Source organism: Rhodococcus sp. F64268 (assembly GCF_023015605.1).
Taxonomy (GTDB): domain Bacteria; phylum Actinomycetota; class Actinomycetes; order Mycobacteriales; family Mycobacteriaceae; genus Rhodococcus.
Genome location: NZ_JALKAI010000003.1, coordinates 273,801 through 298,485, shown reverse-complemented (window position 1 = coordinate 298,485; position 24,685 = coordinate 273,801). Strand labels below are relative to the sequence as shown.

Genomic DNA, 24,685 nt, shown 5'->3' with positions numbered 1-24,685 from the left:
CGGACCTCGACTGCGGATGGTCCGGTGCGGCGAAATGGCGAGGTACAGGGTTCGGCTGACACACTCGTGGCATGTGCGGCAGGTATGCGATCACGGCGGATCCGGCGACGTTGGCAACCGAGCTCGACGCGATCGACGAGACGGGTGACGCAGAGATCCTGCCCGAGTACAACGTGGCACCCACGACCGGTGTGCTCACCGTGGTGGCACGACACGATCGCGACGATCCGGAGAGCGCCGCTCGACGCAGAATCCGCCGGATGCGCTGGGGCCTGGTGCCGTCCTTCGCGAAGGAGGTCGGCACGAGTGCGCCGTTGATCAACGCCCGTTCCGAGTCTGTCGCGAGCAAACCGTCGTTCTCACAGTCGCTCCGCTACAAGCGCTGCCTGGTACCGATGGACGGCTGGTACGAATGGCAGCTCGAACCGGCGTCCGGCGGCAAGACCCGCAAGATTCCGTACTTCATGTCGCAGGGAGACGGTTCACGCCTCTACATGGCAGGGGTGTGGGCGGTGTGGCGTGATCCGCGCACCCCCGACGCACCACCATTGCTCAGTACTGCGATCCTCACCGCGGATTCGATCGAGCAGCTGAGCAATGTGCATCGACGGATGCCTCTGATCATGCCTCCCGAACGGTGGGATGCGTGGCTCGACCCCGACAGCCTCGGGCATCCTGACCTGATCGTGCCCAGCACGGAGGTGGTCGCCGGAATCGAGATTCGGCGCGTATCCGACAAGGTGAACCGTGTTCGGAACAAGGGGCCCGAACTGGTGGAACCGTACGACGGCAGCGGTGACCAGCTGGCCTTGCTCTGAACGGCCCGGGTATCGACCGGTCGTCAGCGCCCCGAAGTGACGGGTGCCACCACAGCGTCGGTGAGACGGATCAAATCGGCGGGCGCGAGTTCGATCTCGAGACCCCGTCTGCCTGCACTGCACAGCACGCGCTCCCACTGCGCCGCGGAGGCATCGACAACGGTGCGCAAGCGCTTGCGTTGACCGAGCGGTGAGATTCCACCCAGTACGTACCCGGTAGCGCGTTCGGCCGCCGTGCGTTCGGCCAGGACGGCCTTGCCGCCGCCCAGTGCCCCCGCCGCGGCCTTGAGCGACAACATGTCGGGGACGGGGATGACCGCGACCGCGAGCGACGAGTCGGACAACGAGATCACCAGTGTCTTGAAGATCTGCGCGGGAACGACCCCCAGTCGCTCCCCGAGGACGTCCACCGCTTCCGCGCCGTACGAGCCGGACTTCGGGTCGTGCGAATATTCATGGACCAGATGCTCGACCTTCTCCCGCTTCAGCAGAGTGGTCGCAGGTGTCGACGTCGAGGCCATGAGTATCACCCTAGGAGTGGATGTCGAGAGGACGTCGGGAGGCCCGCGAATCCGGGGTTTCGGGAACAACTCGCCCCGGAGCGTTGTTGATCCCCGTGGGCCGCAGGTCGACGAGTTCGGTCCGGCCGAGCGAACCATATCGAAGCGAGTAGATCGGAGCACCGGTGCCAGTACTGAGTCCTCCCCGCCGTCCCTCCCGCCCGGATCCCGACTGCCCGGTAGCCTTCACCGAGGGGATGAGTGAAGGGATCGGTGTGGTCGAGGAGTCTGCAGAACAACTGGCCGAGCGGTTCGAGCGGGATGCGATGCCCTTGCTCGACCAGCTCTACGGCGCCGCATTGCGGATGACCCGCAATCCTGCAGACGCCGAAGACCTGGTGCAAGAGACCTACATCAAGGCATTCTCGGCGTTCAGATCGTTCCGGGAAGGCACCAATCTCAAAGCCTGGATGTACCGGATTCTGACGAACACGTACATCAACACGTACCGGAAGCGTCAGCGCCAGCCGGCCCAGTACCCGACGGACGAGATCACCGACTGGCAGCTCGCGGCCACCGCCGAGCACTCGTCGACCGGTCTGCGGTCCGCGGAGGTCGAAGCGCTCGATGCACTGCCCGACGACGACATCAAGGCGGCACTGCAGGAGCTTCCGGAAGACTTCCGGATGGCTGTGTACTACGCAGATGTCGAGGGCTTCCCCTACAAGGAGATCGCCGAGATCATGGGTACCCCGATCGGCACCGTGATGTCCAGGCTGCATCGGGGTCGCAAGCAACTTCGGGGCCTCCTCGCCGATGTCGCGCGTGAACGCGGGTTCCACCGCGGGCGCGGCTCCGGCGAGGTGACCACCATCGGTACCGAGGGTCAGAAGGGAGTCTCGCAGTGAGCGAGCAGGCAGATTTCGAGCAACTCGACTGCTCAGCGGTCATCGCAGACGTGTACCTGCTCCTCGATTCGGAGTGCGACGAAGCGTCGAGAACGCGACTGCAACGACATCTCGACGACTGTGGTTCGTGCCTGGAGACGTACGGCATCGAGGAGAAGGTCAAGGCCTTGCTCAGCCGCAAGTGCGGGGGTGAACACGCGCCGGAGGGGCTGCGGGAACGCCTGATGATCGAGATCCGGAGAACCGTCGTGGTGAACGTCAGAGAATCCGACTAGGACGGACGACACCTCCGACGCTGTCTACTGCAGCAGTTCTGCTGCAGGCGCAGTTCGACGTCGAGGGGGCCGGAAAGCAGTGCTTTCCGGCCCCCTCGACGTCTGTCTACGTGTCAGGCGTTGGGACGCTTGCCGTGGTTTGCGGCGTTACCCTTACGGCTGCGCTTCTTGCGACCTCGCTTACCCATGGTGGGATCTCCTTTCTGGTTGATTACAGTGTTCCACGTGCGGTCGAGTGGCCCTGTCAGCAGGTCCACCGTCCGGGCTCCGGAGCAGCGAATCGAGGTTTCGATGGCAGAGGATGTGCGCGCCGAAATGGTCTCCACCGTCTTCGAGGTGGTTGTCAGTGAAGGCGATGTGGTGGCAGAGGGAGATACCTTGGTAATCCTGGAGTCGATGAAGATGGAGATTCCGGTGATCGCTGAGAACGCGGGCACCGTGACCTCGGTCGACGTCTCGGTCGGCGACGTCATCCAACAGGGTGACCTCATCGCGGTCATCTCCTGAGCACGGAAATTCGGACGGTGTCGACGCTCAGCGCGCTGCTCGCAACCCATACCGACCTGCCGGGCGCCGCCGTTGACCACCTCCAGCGGGTGGTGGGGGAATGGCAGTTGCTCGCCGACCTGTCGTTCGCCGATGTGCTGTTGTGGGTGAGTGCAGAGCCCGGAGGCATCGTGTGCGTCGCCCAGTGCCGTCCGACCACGACCTCGACGGTGCTGCCGGAGGACGCGGTGGGAACCATCGTCTCGGACGACGAGCACCCGTACGTACGTGAAGCGTTCGAAACGGGGCGGATCGTCACTGCGCAGCCCGGTTCCGGCGATGCGATCAACATGCGGCAGGCCGTTCCGGTGCGATGGGGCGACGACATCGTGGCAGTCCTCAGCCGGGACGCCGCGCGCGTGTCGAGACGGTCGGCGAGCGCACTGGAGACCGCCTATCTGGAATGCGCCGATGCGCTCTACCGGATGATCAGTGAAGGTAGTTTCCCGACTGCCGAGGCACGTTCCGACACGAAGTCGAGTCCCCGCGCCGGTGACGGCTTCATCCGGCTCGATCGGGAAGGGCGCGTGGTCTACGCGAGTCCGAACGCCCTGTCGGCTTATCACCGCATGGGATTCAACGCCGATCTACGCGGGCAGGATCTGATCGAGACGACTCGGGCACTGGTCAGCGACCCCTTCGAGAGTCGTGATGTCTCCGACTATCTGAGGAGCGCGGTGGAGGGCCGCAACGGGCAGCGCATGGAGGTCGAGGCCCGCGGCGCAACGGTCCTGATCCGGGCCCTCGTTCTGACTCCTGGGGGCCGGATCGATGGCGCGGCGGTCGTCATCCGCGACGTCACCGAGGTCAAGCGGCGCGACCGTGCGCTGATGAGCAAAGACGCGACGATCCGGGAAATCCACCACCGGGTCAAGAACAATCTGCAGACCGTCGCGGCGCTTCTGCGACTGCAGGCGCGCCGCACGAGCAACGGGGAAGCTCAGCAGGCACTCGGCGAGGCTGTCCGCCGTGTGACGTCGATTGCGTTGGTGCACGAAGCACTGTCGATGTCGGTCGACGAGGAAGTGGATCTCGACGACGTCTTCGATCGGTTGATTCCGATCGTCGTCGATGTGTCGGCGGTCGGCAGCCAGGTACGAGTGCATCGAGAGGGCGATCTGGGCGTGTTTCCCGCAGATCGGGCGACCCCGCTCGTGATGGTTCTCACCGAACTCGTGCAGAACGCCGTCGAGCACGCGTTCGATCCGGGTACACACGGCACGGTGACCGTGACGGCGCACCGTTCTGCTCGGGTGCTCGATGTGGTGGTGCACGACGAGGGCAAAGGGCTGCCCGACGGTTTCCGCCTCGAGGATTCCGATCGTCTCGGCCTGCAGATCGTCCGGACTCTCGTCGCAGCAGAGTTGGGAGGGTCGATCGAATTGGAAACGAGCAGTTCCGGGGGAACGGAAGCCCGGCTGAGCCTGCCGCTGGGGAAGCGGCCGACGTGACGACCAACTTGTGGAAGCCGACGTAGAACATGACTCAGAGCGCACAAAGGCCCGGCACTCGAAGTGGTGCCGGGCCGTGCGTCGGACTTCGATGCCTCAGGCAGGAGTCATATCAGACAGCGGTGCGTGCCCGGGTCCGTGCGTTGCGACGCTTGAGCGCGCGGCGCTCGTCCTCGCTCATACCGCCCCACACGCCGGCGTCCTGGCCGGACTCGAGTGCCCACGAGAGACATTCGGTGGTGACCGGGCAGCGGTTGCACACGAGCTTGGCATCAGCGATCTGCGCGAGCGCCGGGCCGCTGTTTCCCACCGGGAAGAACAGTTCCGGATCCTCGTCGCGGCAGATGGCCTTGTGGCGCCAGTCCATGCTTCTACTCTCCTTCGATGGTGCTGCGCGCACCGGATGATGGTCTTGTCGAGTTCATGCTGGAGTCGCGAAGTATTTCCGCGGAGTTACTTGTGAATGCTTTCACGAACGAGCGTGAAGTCAATAGAATCGACCACGACCGTGGGGAAGCTCACGCCGACATTGATGCCGCGTTGTTCTCGAAGTACATTTTTACACCCTGGCCAGCGGTGATGTAAGACGAATCACAGAATTTCCCGCTTGGTTTCAGACGCCGGGGCCACTACGTCCAGTAAGTCCGGAACCGAAACGAATTCGACGTCGGTTCGCATTCCCAAGTAATCGCCGTCGACCTGAAGTCCGATCGGGCGCGTGGATACTGCCCGTACCCGCGGGGTGTCGTCGACACGAATCAGATGCGGGGATTCCGGTTCGCCGCGTGGGGCCAGCAATTGACGTACCACTCTCAGGCTCGCAGCCACCCGAGTGGTGGTCATGGCGAATACACCCAGTCCGGTATCGAAAGACGTGCCGGGATTGGTGTGCACCGGTCGCTTGTCGAGGAAGGTCCACGGACTCGAGTTCGACACGAAGACGTAGTACACACCGTCGACGCGATCACGGCCGGGAATCTCGAGCGCCAGCGCGGGCGCCACCTTCTTCGATTCGAAGAACTGTTTGACGGAGTGCCTCACGTACCGCGCGGACGTGACCTTCTTTCCGGAAGACCGCGACAGGTCGATGGCCTCGCACACCTGAGCGTCGAGTCCCAGGCCCGCGTTGAACACGAACCAGCGGTCCTCGCAGAATCCGAGCCCGATCCGGCGGCGGGACCGCTCGGAGAGCAGCGTCAGCAGTTGCTCGGTGGCCTCCATCGGATCGGCGGCGATCCCCAACGAGCGCGCGAATACATTCGCCGAACCGCCGGGAACCACAGCGAGCAGAGGCATCGAGGGATCTGCGGTCCGAGGGGACGGGTCGCCGAGCATCCCGTTGACGATCTCGTTGACCGTGCCGTCGCCCCCGTGAGCGATGACCACGTCCATACCGTCGGCGTGCGCAGATCGGGCAAGGTCCGCAGCATGCCCGCGGTGTGTCGTATGCGCCACGGTCAGCGCGACCCGGCCTGCCAGAGCGTGAGCGAGTCGGTCGCGACCGGCCGGTGTGGTCGTCGTCGCGTTGGGGTTCACGATCAGCAGTGCACGCACGGAAGATCAGCCTAAGTGGTCCTGGTCGGGTCCACTACGCTGGCCGGGTGACCACCGAATCTTCCCGCAGTGCCATTCCGTCGACGGTCCGTATCGCCGGCATACTCGTCGTTCTCGAGGGTGCAGTGGCGATGGGGTTCGCGGTGTACTCGATCTTCCGCGCTGCATCGGGTGAACACGACCAGTCGGTGACGAACGGCTACGGGTTCGCGATGTGGCTGGGACTGTTGTTCGGTGGTGTCCTGGCCGCCGGCATCGCGTTGTTGCGGGGCGTGCGGTGGGGTCGAGCGGTAGCGGTCGTTGCACAGATCCTTCTGCTGCCGGTGGTGTGGTCGCTGCTCACCGACTCGCATCAGCCCCTGCTCGGAACGTTGATGGCAGTGATCGTGATTCCGGCCTTGGTGTTGCTGTTCGCACCCGCGACAACCGGATGGCTCGCGCAGGACTATGCACCGGACGCACCGCCGGAATCGGACACCGACACAGGTGCCGGCAGCGGTTCAGGTTCCGAGCGCACGTAATGCTTCTCCGCTGAGCCGGAAGGTCGTCCACTCGTCCTGAGGCTCCGCGCCGAGCGATCGGTAGAAACCGATGGACGGCTCGTTCCAGTCCAGCACAGACCAACTCAGACGTGTGTAACCGCGTTCGACGCACTCGCGGGCGAGGGCCGCGAGCAGGCCGCGCCCGTATCCCGCGCCTCGGTGCTCCGGGAGGACGAAGAGATCCTCGAGGTAGATGCCGTGTACGCCGTCCCACGTCGAGAAATTCCGGAACCACAGCGCGACGCCTACCACCGAGCCGCCTGGTTCTTCTGCGACGTGAGCGAATACCGAGGGGTCCGGCCCGAACAGCGCGGTGTGGACCTGCTCCGGAACCACCGTGCACAGTTCCCGCGCGTGTTCGTACTCGGCGAGGGCGTAGATCAGGTCGGTGACAGCGGTGATGTCGTCGGGACGGGCGCGGCGGATCACGGGCGTGGTGCCTCCTGGTGTCGTGTCGAACGGCGCACCGGTGATTCGCCCGGGCAACCGTGGATTCGTCAAGTCTCGCGCGCGGTGCCTCAATGAGCGAGGATCGACGCGTGGCAACAGTACTTGCGGTGGCAAATCAGAAAGGTGGCGTCGCCAAGACGACCACTGTCGCGTCACTCGGCGCTGCCCTGGTGGATCTCGGGCAGCGCGTCCTCGTGGTGGATCTCGACCCGCAGGGATGTCTGACATTTTCCCTGGGACACAACCCGGATCGGCTCGAGCGATCTGTGCACGACGTGCTCATGGGCGACGCCGAGATCGGGCAAGTGCTCCTGGAGACGGGGGAGGGGCTGACACTGCTGCCCGCGACGATCGACCTCGCGGGGGCGGAAGCGCTGCTGCTGATGCGTCCCGGACGCGAGTACGTCCTCAGGCGCGCTCTTGCCGCGACCGAGGACGATTACGACGTCATCATCGTCGACTGTCCGCCGTCCCTCGGCGTCCTCACCCTCAACGGCCTGACCGCCGCCCGCTCGGTCCTGGTACCGCTGCAGTGCGAGACCCTTGCGCACCGAGGCGTCGGGCAGTTACTGCGCACCGTCGACGAGGTGAAGCAGATCACCAACCCGGATCTGGAGATGCTCGGAGCCCTACCGACCTTGTACGACGCGCGGACCACGCACAGCCGTGACGTGCTCGCCGACGTGTCGGATCGGTACGGCCTGCCTGTCCTCGCACCCCCGATTCCGCGGACCGTGCGGTTCGCCGAAGCGTCGGCGTCGGGCGCGACGGTGCTGTCCGGGCGCAAGAACAAGGGTGCGCAGGCATACCGGGAACTCGCGGAGAACCTGCTGGCGTGCTGGACGAGCGGTGCGAAGCCGGCCACGCTCGCCGTCCAGGCCGAGGCGTAGGCCGGAAACCGATCAGCAACGGCGGATCGGCTGCGTCAACGTCGACCGCTTTCGGTCAGCGCGACCACGTCGTCTCCTCGCTGTTCGAGAACCGTCTCGCCCGCGACGGACAACGAGACCGTGGCGTCCGTGTCGCGGTCGACCTCGATGGTCCGGGCGATCTCGCCGCTGACCGGATCGACCACCGCAATCGCGTCGTCGACCGGCAGCAGCACCGATCCGGCCATCTCGGAGCCGTGCCCGAGCGTGCCCTCGACGGTCCAGAGCGGCGTGAAATCCTCGGTGTCGAGCGCGATCGTGTCGGTACCCGTCCACCACAGGAGCAGATCGTCGAACTTGTCCGCCGGACCGGTGTCCACTCCGGATTTCGTCACCTGCGGCAACTCGTATCGGTCGACTGCCGAACCTGAGCCGTCGAACACCTCGAGGCGTGCACCGCCATCGGGGCCGGCAGGGAGATAGACCGCGGTGTGGTCGTCGACCACCGCGACTATCTGCGCGGCGCCGTCCGGCACCGCGGCAGGCAGGATCGAGGATGCGAATTCCTCGGGTTTCTGGCTGTCCTCGGGCGTGGTGTCGAGCAGCGTCAGCCGCGCGGCCGGCTCCTTGGAACACTGCTCGAGAACTGCGAGGTGACTGCTGTCTGCGTCCGCAGAACGGAGCGCGCAGCCGCTGCGAGGCTGTGCGCCGGGGTTCACCGGAGCATCGACCCGGCCGTACTCGACCGTGCGCACCAGATCCGACCGCCACATCTCCAGGCGCGTGTCGCCGAGTGCGATCAAGTGTGTCCCGGTATCGATGAGACGCACCTCGCTGTCGGTATCACTCGAACGTTGTGCTCCACGGGCACCGGTGTCTGCGTCGAGCGCTGTCACTTGGCCGCATCCACGGGGGTCGTTGTAGACCGACACGATGTGCCCCCAGGCTCCGATCGCGGCGCACAGGGGGCGGTCGCGTCGGTAGCTCCATCGTTCGACGCCCGTCTGCAGGTCACGGCCGACAACGGTGTCGCCGTCGGCAGTGGCAGCGGTATCGGCGATCACGACGGCATGTGCCGTCGCAGCACTTCGCGCGCGCCACGACTCTGCGAGGGTGTCGGGCACGAACTTCGCGACAGGAGGGGCGCTGGTCGCCCCGTCCCAGGTGATCGACGTGGTCCCGCGTGCGTCCGACCGCAGCCACACGACACTCGCCGCCGCCAGGACGGCGGCAACGAGTATCGCTGCAATGATCAGGTCGGCCCGCGTGCGACGTTCGGGCGCGAGCACGTGGCTAGCCGGCCGAGTTGCTCGACACTGCGTTCGTCACGTCGTCGGCGTTCGACGGCGTGCTCGCGGAGGCGTCGCCTTCGGCCGGCTTGCGGCGGCGCCTGCGGCGTCTGCGGCCGGCCGAAGCGGAGCCATCGGAAGTGGTTTCACCTGTGCCGGCGTCGGAACCGGCAGGAGTCGCCGTCGGAGCCTCGGCTGCGGCGGTATCCGCCTGTTCGGTGCTCGCGGTGGTGGCAACCTTGCCGCGCACCGTGCGACGACGGGTCCGTGTGCGTTTGGGTCGCGTCGGGCCCTCGCTACGAGCAGGACGGTCGCCCGGGCCGCCCTCGGTCTCGGTGCGGGTGGTCGCGGGCTTACGAATCCGGCCCGTCGATCCCTCGGGGATACCGAGGTCCTCGAACAGGTGCGGAGAGCTCGAGTACGTCTCGACAGGCTCCGGTATGCCGAGGCCGAGGGCCTTGTCGATGAGCTGCCAGCGCGGGACATCGTCCCAGTCGACCAGTGTGACGGCGATGCCCGTGCGACCCGCACGACCCGTGCGGCCGATCCGGTGTACGTACGTCTTCTCGTCTTCGGGGCACTGGTAGTTGATGACGTGGGTGACGTCGTCGATATCGATGCCACGTGCGGCGACGTCGGTGGCGACGAGAACGTCGATCTTGCCGTCCCGGAACCGTCCGAGCGATTTCTCGCGGGCGATCTGACCGAGGTCGCCGTGGACCGCGCCCACCGCGAAACCGCGTTCGGCGAGATCGTCTGCGACCTTCTGCGCTGTCCGTTTGGTGCGGGTGAAGATCATCGTCGCGCCGCGGCCTTCGGCCTGGAGGACGCGAGCGACGAGCTCGGCCTTGTCGAGGGCATGAGCCCGGTAGATGAGCTGGCTTGTGCGCTCGTGCACCGCGGAGGACTGGGGTTCCTCGGCACGGATGTGCGTCGGCCGGGTGAGGAAGGTGCGGGCGAGGGTGATGATCGGCCCGGGCATCGTTGCCGAGAACAACATCGTCTGGCGCTTGTCGGGGACCATCCCGAGGATCCGCTCGATGTCGGGGAGGAACCCGAGGTCGAGCATCTCGTCGGCCTCGTCCATCACGAGCACACCGATCTTGCCGAGAATCAGGTGTGACTGGTTGGCGAGGTCGAGCAGACGACCAGGTGTGCCCACGATGACGTCGACACCCTTCTTCAACTGGTCGATCTGCTGCTCGTAAGGGCGGCCACCGTAGATGGCGAGGACCTCGAGGCCCTTCTTGCCGCTGCCGGGCAGGTACTTCGATGCGTTCTCGAGGTCTTGTGTGACCTGGATGCACAACTCGCGGGTCGGGACGATGACCAGCGCGCGTGGCGTGCCGTCGAGCGGAGCAGTGCCGGAGGCCGTGGTGGTGACGCGATGCAGCAGGGGCACGCCGAATCCGAACGTCTTGCCCATGCCGGTGCGGGCCTGGCCGATGAGGTCGTCGCCGGCGAGTGCGAGCGGCAGTGTCAGTTCCTGGATGGCGAAGGTACGTTCGATGCCCGTCTCGGACAGCGCCCGGACGATTTCGTCGCGAACACCGAGTTCGGCGAATGTGGGGGCAATGTGAGTGTCGTCGAGTTGTGCGGAGACGGTGTTCTCGCTTGCGTCGTCTTCGTGGTCGATGGTGATCTTGCTCAGGGGTCTGGCCTTCCTGGTCTCGGCACGCACGCACGAGGTGGACAAGGCGACCGGCCTGCGAATTCACGCGAGCGTGTAGACGGGCCCGCGAGCGCGGCAGCGATCCTCAAACGGGTGCGCGCACATTATCGTCGAAGACCGCGGGCCACGGTGAGCGGCTCGATGCGCGGTCTTCTGAGCCCATTGTACCGCTAGGGGCGCGTTCGCCGAGGTAGTACTACGCTTTGTCGTCATGGGAGCCGAAACATCGCCGTCCGCGGCAGAACCTCGCCTGTCTTCGCCTGCGACGCCTCTACCGGCAGATCATCCGGGTGTCTCGGAATTGTTCTCGGTGCTCGCAGCCGGTGAGATCGCAGCGTTCTACCGGCTCGCCGACGAAGCGGCGTTTGCGCCGTCGCTCCAGGGGAAGGTCGCATTCGCGCAGATGGCGACCTCGGAGATGGGGCATTTCGAGATCTTGCGCACAGCGCTCGAGGAGCGAGGTGTGGACATCTACGAGGCGATGGAGCCCTACCATCAGGTGCTCGACGCCTATCACGAGTCGACAACACCCTCGACGTGGCTCGAGTCGTTGGTCAAGGCCTATGTCGGTGACCGGATCGCGGCCGACTTCTATTGTGAGATCGCCGACATGCTCGATCCGCAGGTTGCCACCGTGGTGCGCGGAGTGCTCGCCGAGACGGGACACTCGGAGTTCGTAGTGCATGAGGTCAGGTCGGTCGTCGAACGCAGCAGTACGCAGAAGGACCGGCTCATGTTGTGGGGCAGGCGTCTGCTGGGTGAGGCGATCACGCAGGCTCAGTACGTGCTCGCGCAGCGCGAAGAACTGGCCGAACTCGTCATTCTCGCGTCGGGAGACCTGTCCAACATCGCGGCACTCATCGATCGTATGCAGGTCGAGCACGCCAAGCGGATGGCAGTGCTCGGATTGCACTAACCTGACGAGGACAAGCAGTCCAGCCTGAGAATCTCGGAGGTCTTTCGTGGAGGTCAAGATCGGTGTCGCGGACAGCCCGCGCGAAATCGTCATCGTCAGCGAACAGACACCCGACGAGGTGGAGGCGCTCGTGACCGATGCCCTGAACGGCGGAAACAAGGGTGTACTCGCGCTGGTCGACGAGAAGGGCCGCAAGGTCCTCGTGCAGGCCACGAAGGTCACCTACGTCGACATCGGTCCCGGTACCGCAGGCAAGGTCGGCTTCGCCGCGAACTGACGTCGATAGCGCTGAAGGGGCCGGAACGCACTCGGGTGCGTTCCGGCCCCTTCAGCGTATCCAGAGGCGTATCCGCCGGTGCGGGCGTCAGCGCTTCTGCAGCTCGGGCTGCAAGGGGACGTGCTTGAGGCCGCCCCAGGCGAGTGCGACGGTGGTGTCGACTGCGTCGTCCTTGGAAATAGGCCGTGCCGCATCGAGCCAGTATCGTGCCGTGAACTGGCTCGTACCGACGAGACCCACCGCGAGGATGCGCGCACGATACGGATCGAGACCCGAATCGTGGGCAACGAGGTCGAACACGGCGTCGACGCATGCCTCGGTGGCCTGCTCCACGCGATGCGCTACCTGGGGCTCGCCCATCAGATCGGATTCGAAGACCAACCGGAAACCTTGGCTGTCGTTGTCGACGAAATCGAAGAATGCCTGGACCGCGGCACGGACGCGCTGCTTGTTGTCGGTGGTCGAGCGCAGGGCCTGCCGGACCCCGTTGATCAGGATGTCGACGTAATTTTGGAGAACAGCACAGTACAGCTCCAGTTTGCCGGGGAAATGCTGGTACAGGACCGGCTTGCTGACCCCGGCGCAGTCGGCGATCTCGTCCATGCCTGCGGCGTGGTAACCCCGCGTGACGAACACTTCACTGGCAGCCTCGAGCAACTGAGCGCGTCGCTCGTCCCTCGGCATGCGAGAGCCCCGTTTCGTGCCGTTGGTGTTTCCTCGTCCCGAGGCTCGTGCGGCGACTTCGGTCATGCTTGCTCCCAATCTGCACAAGCGACGATCGTGACCATTGCCACGTCGACGCGAATCATCTCTGCAGGTTACAGGTCGGTGTCGATGCAGGCGGACGGCCCTACCGTCGAGTATCCGCCTTTTCGAATCGTGCTGTAGGTGCTTGCGTGAGAAGTGAGGACCCGTCACGGACAGCCCGTCCGATCGACCGCGGTGTGACATTCTGGCAACCGTGATCGACCGAGGAGGAGCACGTACGACCCGCACAGCGCACGGCTCGGCCCTGCCGCAGCAGGACTCGCAGCAATCACAGGACTCCCGTCCTCATCTGCGCCGGTCACCCGAGGGTGCAGGTCCGCATCCAGGATCGAGGCAACCGCTCCGGGCGCAGTGGGATCCGGTCGAAGGCGACCGTCGTCCGCCGCGCAGGCCTCGACCGGCGCGAGATGTGCGCAAGCAGAGCCGGCTCGGGCGCTTCGTCGCGCGGTACGGGTGGCGCGCCTACGCAGTACCGGTGCTCACCGCGGTGACCGTGTTCGTGGTGTGGGATGCGGTGCAGGGCGACGCAATGGGTGCGGGCGCGGGCGGCGACGACAGTACCGAGGTTGTGGCCGACGCCACCGTCGTCGATTCGCCCCTCGCGGACGGAAGCTTCCCGGCCGGCCTGGAATCCGGCGCGCTGCCCGAGGGAGGCGCCTTCACCGAGCGCGGTGCAGGCACCTGGCGGATGGTTCCGGGGGTCACCGAGCAGGCCGGCTTCGGCGAGCGGCAGGTTTTCACCTACACGGTCGAGATCGAGGACGGTGTCGATACCACCGCGTACGGCGGAGACGATGCGTTCGCGAAGATGGTCGACGAGACGCTTGCCGATCCGAGGAGCTGGACGGCCGACCGCGCGTTCGCATTCAGGCGGGTCGACAGTGAGACGCCGGATTTCCGGATCTCACTCACCTCTCAGATCACCCTCCGGCAGTTCTGCGGATTCGACATCGAACTCGAAGGCTCGTGCTTCAATCCCGGCGTCGAACGTGTTTTCGTGAACGAGCCACGCTGGATTCGTGGAGCAGTGGCGTTCGACGGCGACATCGGTTCCTACCGCCAGTACCTGATCAACCACGAGGTGGGGCACGCGGTGGGTTACGCCGCACACGAAGGGTGCACCACCGACGGTGGGCTCGCGCCGATCATGATGCAGCAGACGTACGGCACCTCGAACGACGATATCTCCCGACTGGACCCCGAAGGGATCGTTCCCGCAGATGGGAAGGTCTGCCGATTCAACCCGTGGCCGTTTCCCCGCGGAGCATGACCACTTCGGAGTGAGGTCGTCGACGGTGGGACAATCGGCGGCGTACCCGCAGAGGAGGAGATCGTGACCACACTGCCGTCGGTGGAACCGAACCTTGCCCTACCGCCATTGGTGGAACCCGCAGGTGAACTGACCCGTGAGGAGATCGCGAGATACAGCAGGCACCTGATCATTCCCGATGTCGGGGTCGCGGGACAGAAACGGCTCAAGAACGCCGAGGTTCTGTTCATCGGTGCCGGAGGTCTCGGTTCGCCAGCGCTGCTCTACCTCGCGGCAGCCGGTGTCGGCACCATCGGCATCGTCGAGGACGACCACGTCGAAACTTCGAACCTGCAGCGGCAGATCATCCATGGGCAGGCGGACGTCGCGCGTTCCAAGGGCGAGAGCGCGCGCGACAGCATCCTTGCCATCAACGACAACATCACGGTGCGCCTGCATCCGGAGCGGCTCGATTCGAGCAACGCCGTGGCGCTGTTCGCGCAGTACGACCTGATCCTGGACGGCACCGACAACTTCGCGACCCGCTACCTCGTCAACGACGCCGCGATCATTGCCGGGAAGCCGTACGTGTGGGGGTCGATCTTCCGGTTCGAAGGGCAGATCTCGGTGTTCTGGGAGGATGCTCCCGGTGGACGCGGACTCAACTACCGCGATCTCTATCCCGAAGCTCCGCCCCCGGGCATGGTGCCGTCGTGCGCAGAAGGTGGTGTGCTGGGTGTCCTCCCCGGGACCGTCGGCACGATCATGGCCACCGAGGCGCTCAAACTGATCACGGGCATCGGCGACCCCCTGTTGGGCCGGCTGATGATCTACGACGCCCTCGCCATGAACTTCCGAACCGTCACGCTACGCCGTGACCCCGGGCGAGTACCGGTGACCGAACTCGTCGACTACGAGGAGTTCTGCGGGATCGTGCCGGATGATGCGGTGGCGGCGGGGGCAGATGCGACGATCACCGCGAGCGAGCTGCGGGTGATGATGGATTCGGGGCGAGACGTTGCGCTGATCGACGTCCGCGAACCCGTCGAGTGGGAGATCGTGCGCATCGAGGGGGCGCGACTCGTTCCGAAAGATCGGATCCTGTCCGGCGACGCGCTCGCCGAGCTACCCCAGAACACACCGCTCGTCCTGTACTGCAAAACAGGCATCCGTTCGGCAGAGGCGCTCGCTGTGCTCAAACGGGCCGGATTCGCAGACGCGAGTCACTTGCAGGGCGGTGTGGTGGCCTGGGCCCAGCAGGTGGACACATCCCTTCCGCTGTACTGACGACGGTGGGTGGCGATTCAACCGGCGCCCGGCTCTTGCGCAGAGGCGCAAGATCGCACGGCGGATCGGTGTCAACTTGTGACCTGAGGGTCGGGGCGCCTTCCCTAGGGTGCCGCATGCCGGCGGTACGGTTGGCCACGTGAGTTCGCTCGAACCCCCGCAACACGTGTGCTCCACGTTCGGTCTCCGCGATGTCCAGCCGGTCCCGCTCGGGGCGGACTGGGACGGAGGATACCGATGTGGAGATGTGGTCCTGTCCAGGGTCGCCGACCATGCACGTGCAGCGTGGTCGGCGAAAGTCCGGGAAACCCTCACCGTGGACGGAGTGCGGCTGGCCCGTCCGGTCCGCGCAACCGACGGACGCTACGTGGTTTCCGGCTGGCGTGCCGACACCTACATCGTCGGCACATCCGAACCTCGACACGACGAAGTGGTGTCCCTGTCGCTACGGCTGCACGCAGCCACATCCCAGCTCGAGCGTCCTCGATTCCTGATGCAACCTCCGGTCGCACCGTGGGCGGACGTCGACGTCTTCGTCGCGGCGGACCGCGCCGCGTGGGAGACGGTGCCGCTGCGTTCGGCACGTGCCGCCGGTGCGCCGGAAACGGTCACCCCTGACGGACGTAAGAGTCTCGACCTGATCGCCCAGCTCGCCACGTTTCGCAAGCCCGTCCACCTTCCGGATCAGCTCGTCCATGGCGATCTGTTCGGCACGGTGTTGTTCGCGGGACGGGCTGCTCCGGGGCTGACCGATATCACTCCCTACTGGCGACCGGCGTCGTGGGCCGCGGCGGTGGCCGTCGTCGACGCATTGTCGTGGGGCGGGGCCGACGACGCACTGATCGGCCGGTGGGAGGATCTGCCGGAATGGCCGCAGATGCTCCTGCGCGCGGCGATGTTCCGTCTTGCCGTGCACGCGTTGCACCCGCGGTCCACCGAGGAAGCGTTCCCCGGTCTCGCACACACCACTGACCTCGTGCGCCTGCTCCTCTGACGCCGCCCCCACACCGGACACACCCTCACACCGGACATCGGGGGCCGGTGAGGAACTCTTGACTTTCCAGTCACCGCGGGCAGCACCGCGGCAACACCCGCTCCATACCTTGGGTTCATCAGAAACCTGAGAGAGGTGGCCGGCGTGAGTGTTGCACTCGAAAAAGAGCCGCTGCGAAGCAAGTTCGCGCGCAAACACTACATCGACAAGTGGGACGCCGAGGATGTCGACGCATGGGAGGCCGGCGGCAAGGACGTCGCCAAGCGCAACCTGATCTGGTCGGTGATCGCCGAACACGTCGGCTTCTCGGTGTGGTCGATCTGGTCGGTGATGGTGCTGTTCATGCCCACCGAGATCTACGGCATCGATGCCGCAGGCAAATTCTTCCTCGTCGCAGTGCCCACCCTCGTCGGATCTGTCCTGCGCATCCCGTATACGGTGGCCACCGCCAAGTTCGGCGGGCGCAACTGGACGATCTTCAGCGCACTGATCCTGCTCGTCCCGACCGTGGCCACGCTGTATCTGATGCTGAACCCCGGCCACTCCTACACCACATTCATGCTGGTCGCGGCCCTCGCGGGTGTCGGTGGCGGAAACTTCGCGTCGTCGATGACGAACATCAACGCGTTCTATCCGCAGCGACTCAAGGGATGGGCACTGGGTCTGAACGCCGGTGGAGGCAATATCGGCGTCCCCGTGATCCAGCTGATCGGCCTGCTGGTCATCGCGACAGTGGGCAACACGGCACCGTGGATCGTCTGCGCTATCTACCTGGTTCTCTGTTCGGGTGCAGCCCTCGGCGCAGCCCTGTTCATGGACAATCTCGGCGACCAGCGCGCCGATCTCCGGGCGATGGGCGCGTGCCTGAAGTTCAGCGACTCGTGGGTCGTCTCCTTCCTCTACATCGGCACCTTCGGTTCGTTCATCGGATTCAGCTTCGCATTCGGGCAGGTGCTGCAGATCAACTTCCTCGCCGGGGGCGACACCCCTGCACAGGCAGCCCTTCACGCCGCGCAGATCGCCTTCATCGGCCCACTGCTCGGCTCGGTGGCCCGACCGCTCGGCGGAAAACTCGCCGACCGGATCGGTGGGGGACGCATCACCGTCTGGACGTTCGTCGCCATGGCGCTCGCCGCCGGCGTCCTCATCGTCGCGGGAACCGTCGACGACGCCACCGAAGGCGCCGCATCCGGCGGGGTCATGGTCGCATTCATCCTCGGCTTCGTCGCACTGTTCCTTCTGTCCGGACTCGGCAACGGCTCGGTCTACAAGATGATCCCGTCGATCTTCGAAGCGAAGGCGCAGGGCCTCGAGCATCTCGACCGAGCCGGAAAAGCAGCATGGTCGCGCAGCATGGCTGGTGCGCTCATCGGATTCGCCGGTGCCATCGGTGGTCTCGGCGGAGTCGGCATCAACCTGGTCCTCCGGGCCTCGTACTCGGGTGAGGCCCAGTCCGCGACGATGGCCTTCTGGGTGTTCGGAGCCTTCTATCTGGTCTGCATCGTCGTGACCTGGAGCGTCTTCCTGCGCGTGCCGCGACAGGCCGCAGCACACGAGCCGGCTGCGACCCCCTGACCGGCATCACCAGCACCAGCACCACCTGCACGAAGAGAAAGTGAACAACCATGAGCCGCAAGAACGTACTCGTCGCCGGTCACGGTATGGTCGGCCACCGTTTCGTCGAAGCGCTGCGCGCCCGCGACGATCAGGATGCCTGGTCGATCACCGTACTGTGCGAGGAAACAGAGCCCGCCTACGACCGCGTCGGTCTGTCGTCGTACGTCGGTTCGTGGGACCGCAAGGAACTTGCTCTTGCCGGCAACGACTACCGCGGCGACGATCTCGTCGATCTCAGGATCGGGACGCGTGCCGCGTCGATCGACCGATCGGCGCGCACCGTCACCACGTGCGACGGGGAAATCCTGCCCTACGACGCGCTCGTCCTCGCCACCGGTTCCTACGCGTTCGTTCCGCCTGTACCCGGCCACGACCTGACCGGTTGTTTCGTCTACCGGACCCTCGACGACCTCGACGGGATCCGCGACGCCGCAGCACGGACGGTCGCCGCCGCCGAGGCCACCGGAGGCAGCGCCGACGGGGTGGTGGTCGGGGGCGGCCTGCTCGGGCTCGAAGCGGCGAACGCCCTGCGCGGTATGGGCCTGACCGCACACGTCGTCGAGTACAACGACCGGCTCATGCCTGCCCAGGTCGACGAGGGCGGCGGCAAGGTGCTCGATCGGCTCGTCACGGGCCTCGGTCTCGTTACACACACGGGAGTCGCCACCGAGAAGATCGAGACGACGACCGCGGGCCTGCGGGTGTCGCTGTCCGACGGCAGCACGATCGACGCAGGCCTGGTCGTGTTCTCGGCGGGCGTTCGTCCCCGTGACGATCTGGCGCGGGAGGCCGGACTCGAGCTCGCAGGCCGTGGCGGTGTGCTCACCGACCTCTCGTGTCGCAGTACCAACGACGAGACCGTGTATGCGATCGGTGAGGTAGCCGCCGTCGACGGCGTCTGCTACGGCCTCGTCGCGCCCGGGTACAGCACCGCCGAGGTCGTCGCCGATCGTTTGCTCGGTGGCGACGCCGAGTTTCCCGGTGCAGACATGTCGACCAAGCTCAAGCTCCTCGGCGTCGACGTCGCGAGCTTCGGCGACGCGCACGCACGGACCCCCGGCGCGCTCGAGGTGGTGCTGTCGGACTCCGCCAAAGGGACCTACGCGAAGCTCGTCGTCTCGGACGATGCCAAGGTCCTTCTGGGTGGCATTCTGGTCGGTGATGCGTCGGCGTACGGATCGTTGCGACCCCTCGTGGGGCGTGAACTACCCGGTGACCCGGCGTCGCTGATCTCACCGGCCGGCGAGAAGCCGGGAGCGGGAGCACTGCCCGATGATGCCGAAGTGTGCTCGTGCAACGGCGTCAGCAAGGGTGCGATCTGCGGGGCGATCGCCGAGGGCGCATGCGATATCGCGCAGATCAAGGCGTGTACCAACGCTGGAACCACCTGCGGCGGGTGTCTTCCCACCGTCAAACAGCTGCTCGCGTCGTCGGGTGTGGAGATGTCGAAGGCGCTGTGCGAGCACTTCGAACAGTCCCGCGCCGAGTTGTTCCAGATCGTGCAGGCCACGGGGATCCGCACGTTCTCGACGCTGATCGAGCGCCACGGTACCGGCCGTGGTTGCGACATCTGCAAGCCGGTCGTCGCCTCGATCCTCGCTTCGACGGACTCCGACCACATCCTGCATCGCAGCCAGGCGGGCCTGCAGGACACCAACGACCATTTCCTCGCGAACATCCAGAGGAACGGCACCTATTCGGTTGTGCCGCGGATGCCCGGCGGTGAATGCACGGCGGAGCAGCTCATCGTGATCGGCGAGGTGGCCCGCGACTTCGGGCTCTACGTGAAGATGACTGGTGGCCAGCGCGTCGACCTGTTCGGCGCCCGCGTCGAGCAGTTGCCGCAGATCTGGAAGCGGCTGGTCGACGCGGGTATGGAGTCCGGTCAGGCCTACGGAAAGTCGCTGCGGACCGTCAAGAGCTGCGTCGGCTCGACCTGGTGTCGCTACGGTGTGCAGGACTCGGTGGGCATGGCCGTCGACCTCGAGAACCGGTACCGGGGATTGCGGTCTCCGCACAAGCTCAAGTTCGGTGTGTCCGGGTGCGCGCGCGAATGTGCCGAGGCCCGAGGAAAGGATGTGGGCATCATCGCCACGGAGGGCGGATGGAACCTCTATGTCTGTGGCAACGGTGGCCAGTCGCCCAAGCACGCTCAGTTGCTCGCCGGTGGTCTCGATGACGAGACGCTCGTCAAGTACATCGACCGGTTCCTCATGTTCTACGTTCGGACCGCTGATCGGCTCCAGCGCACCGCACCGTGGCTCGATGCACTCGACGGTGGGCTCGAACACCTCCAGGCCGTCGTCTGCGAGGACAGTCTCGGCATCGGTGACGAACTCGAGGCGTCGATGGCCAAACACGTCGCCGGTTACAAGGACGAGTGGGCGGGCGTACTCGAGGACCCGGAGAAGCTGGCCCGATTCGTCTCGTTCGTCAATGCTCCCGACGAGGCCGATCCCACCGTGCAGTTCGATGAATCCGGTGCACGTAAGGTCCCTGTTCTGATGGGAATGCCTGCAATCAGGGCCGCGGATGCGGGGTAGGCCGTGATTACCCGGCGGGAACCGCGGGGTAACGCGGTCGAAACACCGCAGGATCAGAATTTCGGGTAACAAGTCTCGAGGAGGACCCATGACTGTCATCGCGATGCCGACCGCGGAGACCACGACACGCGACAGCGTGCTGAACGGCCGGCTGGAATGGACGTCGGCCTGCCCGCTGAGCCACCTCATCCCCGGGCGGGGAGTGGCGGTGTTGCTACGAGGGGGAGAGCAGGTGGCGTTGTTCCTGCTCGACGACGGCACGCTGCGTGCGGTCGGCAACATCGACCCGATCGGTCACGCCGCTGTGATGTCGAGAGGAATCGTCGGTGACCGTGCAGGTGAACCGACCGTCGCGTCGCCGTTGCTCAAGCAGGTCTACTCGCTCGACGACGGTCGCTGCCTCGACGACCCCACCGTGGGCCTTCCGGTCTACAAGGTTCGTGTGTGGGCAGGTGTCGTACAGGTTCACAGCCCACTCCGCGGGCGCAGGAGCGCCGAAGCCGTGGACAGCGGCGTCGTTTCGTGAGCTCCGAGAACACGCCGCTGCGCGGGTTCACCATCGGAGTCACGGCGTCGCGGCGCGCGGACGAGTTCGCGACGCTGCTCACCCGCCGAGGCGCCGACGTCGTCCGCGCTCCCGCGATCCGGATAATCCCACTGTCCGACGATGCCGAACTCGAGCACGCCACGCGTGCCATCGTCACAGATCCGCCGGACGTGACCATCGCGACCACCGCGATCGGCTTCCGCGGATGGATGGGTGCGGCGGAAGGGTGGGGTCTCGCGGACGAGTTGTCGCGGGCACTGAGCGCGAGTCGCATCCTCGCGCGGGGGCCGAAGGTCACGGGCGCGATTCGAGCTGCGGAACTGCGGGAGGAGTGGTCGCCCGAGTCGGAGTCCTCCAGCGAGGTTCTCGAGCATCTCCTTGCCGAAGGCGTCACGGGAAAACGGATTGCCGTGCAACTCCACGGGGAGCGAACCGAGTGGGAACCCGGAGATGACCTGTGCGACGTGCTGTGCGCTGCCGGGGCCGACGTGGTACCGGTTCCCGTCTACCGCTGGACCCCACCCGAGGATTCGACGTTGCTCGACCGGATGATCGAGCAGATAAGCGACCGCGCACTCGACGCCGTCACCTATACCAGCGCTCCAGCGGTCGCGTCGATGCTGATGAGGGCCAAGGCAATCGGAATGCTCGAACCGATGCTCCAGGGGCTGCGTGCCGGAGTGACTGCGGTATGTGTCGGCCCCGTGACCGCTGCGCCGCTGCTCGAACTCGACGTTCCCGTGACGATGCCGACGCGGGCGAGACTCGGATCTCTCGCCCGCCACATCGCGGAGGATCTGCCTCGGCGAGCGGTCCGGATCAACATCGGCGCGCACGTTCTCGGGCTGCAGGGCCGATGCGTTCTCGTCGACGACGAGGTGCGCTGCCTTGCCCCCGCAGGCATGGCGCTGATCCGTGCGCTGGCGACAAAGCCGGGAAACGTGGTCTCCCGTGAGGAACTGCTGACAGCCCTGCCCGGAGGTGGCGGCGACACCCACGCCGTCGAGACCGCGGTGGCACGGCTGCGTTCGGCACTCGGTACGCCCGGGCTCGTACAGACGGTCGTCAAACGTGGATACCGGCTCGCGGTGGAATTGGAGGAACTATGAATTCGACCGCTCCGGCATTGCTCCTCGTCGCCCACGGCACCCGGAATCCTCGGGGGGTCGAGATGATCGCGCGGCTCGCGGGCGAGGTGTCGCGGACTGCTGGACCGACGCGTGTGGCATTCGTCGATGTCCTTGGGCCGTCGCCCGCCGAGATTCTGCGGGACAGCGACCGCCCGACCGTGCTCGTGCCTGCGTTTCTTGCGTCGGGCTATCACGTGCACACCGACGTTCCCCGAGAGGTCGCCGACAGCGGTCACCGCGATGTCGTCGTGACGGATGCTCTCGGCCCGGATCCCGCACTGGCGAGGGTGCTGGTGTCCCGCTTGCGGGATGCAGGATGGTCTCCCGGCGACACAGTGGTGCTTGCGGCGGCAGGATCGTCCGATCCGCGCGCAGTGTGTGACGTCAGGGCGGCAGCGCGGATGCTGGAAGTGCTGACCCGCAGCGCGGTCGGGATCGGTTACGTCGCAACCGGAACTCCTCGGGTGGCCGAGGTCGTGGATGATCTGCGGGCGCAGGGGGCCCGCAGAGTGTTCATCGCGTCGTACCTGCTCGCCGAGGGGTTGTTCCACAGCCGGCTGTTCGAGTGCGGCGCCGACGGAGTCGCCGCACCGCTCGGGGTGACCGACTCGATCGTCGAGCTGGTCGCGCGGCGGTACCGGACCGCGATCACCGCGGTGCTCCCGCCGGACGCCGCAGTCGCGTACCCGCTGACGGTGTCATCGGGGTAGCAGCACGAGTTCCACTGCATCGCCGTCGGCGGCATCCGGCGGTACCAAGGCGATCGCAGGACGCCCGATGAGACCTGCCAGATGTGAGGTTCGAATCATGTTGTCGCATATCCATTTTCCGTCTGCCAGCTGTCGCGCGGGGAGGTAGCGGGTGACGTCTCCCGCAACCTCCGCGGCGTTCGCCAGTGGCGCGGTCAGTGGTGTCGCCGGAATGCGGACCGTGCGACCGTCGATGATCGCGGGCAGCATCACCAACAGAGTTGCCAGTGCCGCAACAGGGTTGCCGGGAAGGCCCAGCACTGCTCGGCCGTCCGGAAGTATCGCGGCAACCTGAGATCCCCCGGGCTTGCACCGGACCCGTTCGACCACCACCGATGCCCCCGCGCGATCGAGAGCACCGCGCAGCTGATCCGCCGCCCCGCGACCGGTTGCGCCGACGATCACGATCGCGTCGGCCTCGGTGCTCGTGCGCAGCAGGACGTCGAAGGCGTCGGCCGTGTCGCGGAGATGGACCTCGCCTGCGACCTCTGCTCCGCACCACGACACGAACTGGGGAAGAACCGGCCCGAGTGAATCACGGGTCTGCCCCTCGCGCAGCGGGCCGCTGCGACGGATCTCGTCGCCGGTGAGTGCGAGATGGACCCGCAGGGGGCCGCGCACGTCGATGTGCGACACTTCGCCACTCGCAGCTGTCGAGACGACCGCGGGCGTCACGGCCGATCCCGCTTCGGCCAGTACGTATCCGGGTTCCCACTCTTCACCGATGCGGCGGAAGTCGTCGCGGATCGGAGCGTCCGGGAGTCGTGTGACGACCCCGTCGTCGACGGTGACGTACTCGTCGCGTACCACGGATGTCGCGCCCCACGGCAGGTGCGCGCCCGTGGCGATGCGGGCGGCCTCTCCAGGACGGAGCGCGAATTCGTCTGCTGCCCCCGCGTATCTGACTTCTGTCCGCAGCGTCCACGGGCTGTCCCCGCACACGGCGTATCCGTCCATCGCGGACGTCGCGGCCGGCGGCAGCGACGCTGCGGCAACCAGCGGGGAGGCAAGCGTGGATCCGACGGCCTCGTCGCGCGCGACACTGCGAACAGGCATCGGACGCTGAGCACTCCGGAGCCGCCGTCGTGCCTCGTCCGGGTCGGCATGGCTGCTCGTGGCCACTCGGGCGCGATGCAGATCATCGGGTGTGTCGCAGTCCTCGGTTCCGGGCACGACGGCCGTGACGTAACGCTCCGGAAGCAGTGCCTTCATCGGCTGATCGGATGGGTCGGCTCCGAGTGCCGACAGGCGCGCAGCAAGCGCGTGCCCACGCCACGCGGCGAGCAGGAACTGCAGATTGCCGCCGTCGTCGACTGCAAACGCCGCGTCCGCGTCGGGGGCGGCGTCGAGCGCACCGACCAGGGTGGCGATCGACTCGGCGCTGACGAACGGAAGGTCGGCTGCGAGGGTCACGACGATCTCTGCGGTAGGTCGCGCGGACGCCAACGCGGCGACGGGCCCGCCACCGGGCGGAGACTCCTGAACCTGGACGACCGCGGGGTCGAGGCCGTGGCGGTGGGGGCCCACGACCGTGATGCGGGCGGCACCGGCCACCGCGGCGAGTGCCGTGTCGAGCATCGATCGGCCCGCGACGACGAGCGCGGGCTTGTCGACGCCACCCATCCGGGTCGCTCGCCCTCCCGCAACGATGACGGCCTCGGACCCGGACGCAGATTCGGACAGCGTGGACATGCCCTCATGCTGCCCGAGACCGCGCGACGACGCGCGTGCGCC

The 24,685-nt window shown here is 66.1% G+C and carries 27 protein-coding genes; 18 read left to right on the top strand and 9 right to left on the bottom strand.

The window, feature by feature from the left end; genetic code table 11:
* Nucleotides 1–71 precede the first annotated feature (71 nt).
* The gene (locus MWU77_RS09895; protein WP_169685874.1) at nt 72–818 is read left to right on the top strand and encodes an SOS response-associated peptidase; all 747 of its coding nucleotides are present in this window, start codon (nt 72–74) and stop codon (nt 816–818) included.
* 23 nt (nt 819–841) lie between these two features.
* Here the strand turns inward: MWU77_RS09895 and ybaK are convergent, their stop codons facing one another.
* Nucleotides 842–1,339, bottom strand: a complete 498-nt coding sequence (ybaK, locus tag MWU77_RS09890; RefSeq protein WP_169685876.1) for a Cys-tRNA(Pro) deacylase — start codon at nt 1,337–1,339, stop codon at nt 842–844.
* A 236-nt stretch (nt 1,340–1,575) separates the two neighbouring features.
* Here ybaK and MWU77_RS09885 point away from each other — a divergent pair, with 236 nt between their 5' ends.
* Nucleotides 1,576–2,226, top strand: a complete 651-nt coding sequence (locus MWU77_RS09885; protein ID WP_169685878.1) for a sigma-70 family RNA polymerase sigma factor — start codon at nt 1,576–1,578, stop codon at nt 2,224–2,226.
* Nucleotides 2,223–2,501: a mycothiol system anti-sigma-R factor gene (gene rsrA, locus MWU77_RS09880; protein WP_169685880.1), complete on the top strand. Its 279-nt coding sequence runs from the start codon at nt 2,223–2,225 to the stop codon at nt 2,499–2,501. The genes MWU77_RS09885 and rsrA overlap by 4 nt, the downstream gene beginning before the upstream one ends.
* A gap of 113 nt (nt 2,502–2,614) precedes the next feature.
* On the opposite strand, the gene MWU77_RS25115 is transcribed toward rsrA, so the two are convergent.
* Nucleotides 2,615–2,689 (bottom strand): 50S ribosomal protein bL37, encoded by a 75-nt coding sequence (locus MWU77_RS25115; protein WP_022597109.1) that lies wholly within the window; start codon nt 2,687–2,689, stop codon nt 2,615–2,617.
* A gap of 103 nt (nt 2,690–2,792) precedes the next feature.
* Between MWU77_RS25115 and MWU77_RS09870 the strand changes: the two genes are divergently transcribed.
* Both MWU77_RS09870 and MWU77_RS09865 read left to right on the top strand, forming a co-directional pair.
* Entirely contained in the window at nt 2,793–3,008 is a 216-nt protein-coding gene (locus MWU77_RS09870; RefSeq protein WP_169685882.1) for a biotin/lipoyl-binding carrier protein, read from the top strand.
* A gap of 17 nt (nt 3,009–3,025) precedes the next feature.
* A complete protein-coding gene (locus tag MWU77_RS09865; protein WP_169685883.1) occupies nt 3,026–4,498 on the top strand; it encodes a PAS domain-containing sensor histidine kinase in 1,473 nt (490 codons plus the stop codon).
* Nucleotides 4,499–4,610: 112 nt separating this feature from the next.
* Here MWU77_RS09865 and MWU77_RS09860 read toward each other — a convergent pair whose 3' ends face one another.
* Nucleotides 4,611–4,865: a WhiB family transcriptional regulator gene (locus MWU77_RS09860; protein ID WP_132470936.1), complete on the bottom strand. Its 255-nt coding sequence runs from the start codon at nt 4,863–4,865 to the stop codon at nt 4,611–4,613.
* A 17-nt stretch (nt 4,866–4,882) separates the two neighbouring features.
* Between MWU77_RS09860 and MWU77_RS09855 the strand changes: the two genes are divergently transcribed.
* Nucleotides 4,883–5,083 (top strand): hypothetical protein, encoded by a 201-nt coding sequence (locus tag MWU77_RS09855; protein WP_169685885.1) that lies wholly within the window; start codon nt 4,883–4,885, stop codon nt 5,081–5,083.
* 6 nt (nt 5,084–5,089) lie between these two features.
* Here MWU77_RS09855 and MWU77_RS09850 read toward each other — a convergent pair whose 3' ends face one another.
* Nucleotides 5,090–6,052, bottom strand: coding sequence for a diacylglycerol kinase family protein (locus MWU77_RS09850; protein ID WP_169685887.1), 963 nt, complete (start codon nt 6,050–6,052; stop codon nt 5,090–5,092).
* A 47-nt stretch (nt 6,053–6,099) separates the two neighbouring features.
* On the opposite strand from MWU77_RS09850, the gene MWU77_RS09845 reads away from it, so the two are divergent.
* Nucleotides 6,100–6,573: a hypothetical protein gene (locus MWU77_RS09845; protein WP_169685890.1), complete on the top strand. Its 474-nt coding sequence runs from the start codon at nt 6,100–6,102 to the stop codon at nt 6,571–6,573.
* Here MWU77_RS09845 and MWU77_RS09840 read toward each other — a convergent pair.
* Nucleotides 6,553–7,023 carry a GNAT family N-acetyltransferase gene (locus tag MWU77_RS09840; protein ID WP_169685892.1) on the bottom strand — a complete coding sequence of 157 codons (471 nt, stop codon included), beginning with the start codon at nt 7,021–7,023 and terminating at the stop codon, nt 6,553–6,555. The genes MWU77_RS09845 and MWU77_RS09840 overlap by 21 nt on opposite strands.
* Nucleotides 7,024–7,133: 110 nt before the next feature.
* Here MWU77_RS09840 and MWU77_RS09835 point away from each other — a divergent pair, with 110 nt between their 5' ends.
* Nucleotides 7,134–7,934, top strand: coding sequence for an AAA family ATPase (locus MWU77_RS09835; protein ID WP_169685894.1), 801 nt, complete (start codon nt 7,134–7,136; stop codon nt 7,932–7,934).
* Between the two features lie 35 nt (nt 7,935–7,969).
* Here MWU77_RS09835 and MWU77_RS09830 read toward each other — a convergent pair whose 3' ends face one another.
* Nucleotides 7,970–9,202: a hypothetical protein gene (locus tag MWU77_RS09830; RefSeq protein WP_169685895.1), complete on the bottom strand. Its 1,233-nt coding sequence runs from the start codon at nt 9,200–9,202 to the stop codon at nt 7,970–7,972.
* Between the two features lie 4 nt (nt 9,203–9,206).
* Nucleotides 9,207–10,883 carry a DEAD/DEAH box helicase gene (locus MWU77_RS09825; RefSeq protein WP_247273589.1) on the bottom strand — a complete coding sequence of 559 codons (1,677 nt, stop codon included), beginning with the start codon at nt 10,881–10,883 and terminating at the stop codon, nt 9,207–9,209.
* A 202-nt stretch (nt 10,884–11,085) separates the two neighbouring features.
* Here MWU77_RS09825 and MWU77_RS09820 point away from each other — a divergent pair, with 202 nt between their 5' ends.
* Nucleotides 11,086–11,790 carry a ferritin-like fold-containing protein gene (locus MWU77_RS09820; RefSeq protein WP_247273547.1) on the top strand — a complete coding sequence of 235 codons (705 nt, stop codon included), beginning with the start codon at nt 11,086–11,088 and terminating at the stop codon, nt 11,788–11,790.
* Between the two features lie 46 nt (nt 11,791–11,836).
* Nucleotides 11,837–12,067, top strand: a complete 231-nt coding sequence (locus tag MWU77_RS09815) for a DUF3107 domain-containing protein (protein ID WP_132470929.1) — start codon at nt 11,837–11,839, stop codon at nt 12,065–12,067.
* 87 nt (nt 12,068–12,154) lie between these two features.
* Here the strand turns inward: MWU77_RS09815 and MWU77_RS09810 are convergent, their stop codons facing one another.
* The gene (locus MWU77_RS09810; RefSeq protein WP_054719363.1) at nt 12,155–12,817 is read right to left on the bottom strand and encodes a TetR/AcrR family transcriptional regulator; all 663 of its coding nucleotides are present in this window, start codon (nt 12,815–12,817) and stop codon (nt 12,155–12,157) included.
* Between the two features lie 211 nt (nt 12,818–13,028).
* On the opposite strand from MWU77_RS09810, the gene MWU77_RS09805 reads away from it, so the two are divergent.
* The 8 genes from MWU77_RS09805 (at nt 13,029) to MWU77_RS09770 (ending at nt 22,912) form a co-directional block, all read left to right on the top strand.
* Nucleotides 13,029–14,105 (top strand): DUF3152 domain-containing protein, encoded by a 1,077-nt coding sequence (locus MWU77_RS09805; RefSeq protein ID WP_374229845.1) that lies wholly within the window; start codon nt 13,029–13,031, stop codon nt 14,103–14,105.
* 63 nt (nt 14,106–14,168) lie between these two features.
* Nucleotides 14,169–15,371 carry an adenylyltransferase/sulfurtransferase MoeZ gene (moeZ, locus tag MWU77_RS09800; RefSeq protein ID WP_374229844.1) on the top strand — a complete coding sequence of 401 codons (1,203 nt, stop codon included), beginning with the start codon at nt 14,169–14,171 and terminating at the stop codon, nt 15,369–15,371.
* Nucleotides 15,372–15,510: 139 nt separating this feature from the next.
* A complete protein-coding gene (locus MWU77_RS09795) occupies nt 15,511–16,365 on the top strand; it encodes a TIGR02569 family protein (protein WP_169685901.1) in 855 nt (284 codons plus the stop codon).
* A gap of 144 nt (nt 16,366–16,509) precedes the next feature.
* Complete coding sequence (locus MWU77_RS09790; RefSeq protein ID WP_247273546.1) at nt 16,510–17,940, top strand: NarK/NasA family nitrate transporter; 1,431 nt, start codon at nt 16,510–16,512, stop codon at nt 17,938–17,940.
* Nucleotides 17,941–17,990: 50 nt separating this feature from the next.
* Entirely contained in the window at nt 17,991–20,525 is a 2,535-nt protein-coding gene (nirB, locus tag MWU77_RS09785; protein WP_247273545.1) for a nitrite reductase large subunit NirB, read from the top strand.
* 88 nt (nt 20,526–20,613) lie between these two features.
* On the top strand, nt 20,614–21,051 hold the full coding sequence (nirD, locus tag MWU77_RS09780) for a nitrite reductase small subunit NirD (protein WP_169685907.1): 438 nt from the start codon (nt 20,614–20,616) through the stop codon (nt 21,049–21,051).
* The gene (locus MWU77_RS09775) at nt 21,048–22,181 is read left to right on the top strand and encodes a uroporphyrinogen-III synthase (RefSeq protein WP_169685909.1); all 1,134 of its coding nucleotides are present in this window, start codon (nt 21,048–21,050) and stop codon (nt 22,179–22,181) included. The genes nirD and MWU77_RS09775 overlap by 4 nt, the downstream gene beginning before the upstream one ends.
* On the top strand, nt 22,178–22,912 hold the full coding sequence (locus MWU77_RS09770) for a sirohydrochlorin chelatase (protein WP_169685911.1): 735 nt from the start codon (nt 22,178–22,180) through the stop codon (nt 22,910–22,912). The genes MWU77_RS09775 and MWU77_RS09770 overlap by 4 nt, the downstream gene beginning before the upstream one ends.
* On the opposite strand, the gene MWU77_RS09765 is transcribed toward MWU77_RS09770, so the two are convergent.
* Nucleotides 22,901–24,643, bottom strand: coding sequence for an NTP transferase domain-containing protein (locus tag MWU77_RS09765; RefSeq protein WP_247273544.1), 1,743 nt, complete (start codon nt 24,641–24,643; stop codon nt 22,901–22,903). The genes MWU77_RS09770 and MWU77_RS09765 overlap by 12 nt on opposite strands.
* Nucleotides 24,644–24,685: the final 42 nt, after the last annotated feature.

What these genes read in the sequence shown, in the direction of transcription:
- MWU77_RS09895 (WP_169685874.1), top strand. Translation starts at nt 72, where the DNA reads ATGTGCGGCAGGTATGCGATCACGGCGGATCCGGCGACGTTGGCAACC.
- ybaK (WP_169685876.1), bottom strand. Translation starts at nt 1,339, where the DNA reads ATGGCCTCGACGTCGACACCTGCGACCACTCTGCTGAAGCGGGAGAAG.
- MWU77_RS09885 (WP_169685878.1), top strand. Translation starts at nt 1,576, where the DNA reads ATGAGTGAAGGGATCGGTGTGGTCGAGGAGTCTGCAGAACAACTGGCC.
- MWU77_RS09870 (WP_169685882.1), top strand. Translation starts at nt 2,793, where the DNA reads ATGGCAGAGGATGTGCGCGCCGAAATGGTCTCCACCGTCTTCGAGGTG.
- MWU77_RS09860 (WP_132470936.1), bottom strand. Translation starts at nt 4,865, where the DNA reads ATGGACTGGCGCCACAAGGCCATCTGCCGCGACGAGGATCCGGAACTG.
- MWU77_RS09855 (WP_169685885.1), top strand. Translation starts at nt 4,883, where the DNA reads ATGGTGCTGCGCGCACCGGATGATGGTCTTGTCGAGTTCATGCTGGAG.
- MWU77_RS09820 (WP_247273547.1), top strand. Translation starts at nt 11,086, where the DNA reads ATGGGAGCCGAAACATCGCCGTCCGCGGCAGAACCTCGCCTGTCTTCG.
- MWU77_RS09810 (WP_054719363.1), bottom strand. Translation starts at nt 12,817, where the DNA reads ATGACCGAAGTCGCCGCACGAGCCTCGGGACGAGGAAACACCAACGGC.
- nirB (WP_247273545.1), top strand. Translation starts at nt 17,991, where the DNA reads ATGAGCCGCAAGAACGTACTCGTCGCCGGTCACGGTATGGTCGGCCAC.
- nirD (WP_169685907.1), top strand. Translation starts at nt 20,614, where the DNA reads ATGACTGTCATCGCGATGCCGACCGCGGAGACCACGACACGCGACAGC.
- MWU77_RS09770 (WP_169685911.1), top strand. Translation starts at nt 22,178, where the DNA reads ATGAATTCGACCGCTCCGGCATTGCTCCTCGTCGCCCACGGCACCCGG.
- MWU77_RS09765 (WP_247273544.1), bottom strand. Translation starts at nt 24,643, where the DNA reads ATGTCCACGCTGTCCGAATCTGCGTCCGGGTCCGAGGCCGTCATCGTT.